This window comes from Clostridium sp. ZBS2 (assembly GCF_023845855.1).
Taxonomy (GTDB): domain Bacteria; phylum Bacillota; class Clostridia; order Clostridiales; family Clostridiaceae; genus Clostridium; species Clostridium aquiflavi.
This window is the reverse complement of the sequence record NZ_JAMQIF010000070.1, coordinates 1-245: the sequence shown is the minus strand read 5'-3', so window position 1 is coordinate 245 and position 245 is coordinate 1. Positions and strand designations below refer to the sequence as shown.

Sequence of the window (245 nt, the reverse complement as noted above, 5' to 3'; positions counted from 1 at the left end):
GTCTAAAACTGTTTTCGAACTACATGTATCTGTTCATAGAAATTATTTCACCAATTGGAATGCCTTTGATGAGGCAGACTTTATCATAGAATCAAAAGGCGGGCCTCCTTGCAAAAAGTTTGAAGGAACTTTGACAACAGATTGTTTTCGGTATGAAGAAGCATCAGCCCACTTTCCTATCTCTTTTTTTTTTAAAGCATCCGCCCACCCCCAAACCCTACTCTTTTCCCCTCCCCGCCTCTTTC

General features: G+C 41.2%; 1 protein-coding gene. It reads right to left on the bottom strand.

Annotated elements, in window-relative coordinates; genetic code table 11:
* Nucleotides 1-42 precede the first annotated feature (42 nt).
* Nucleotides 43-245, bottom strand: a 203-nt coding sequence (locus tag NG918_RS16655; RefSeq protein ID WP_252227152.1) for a hypothetical protein, incomplete at its 5' end; no start/stop codon positions are given.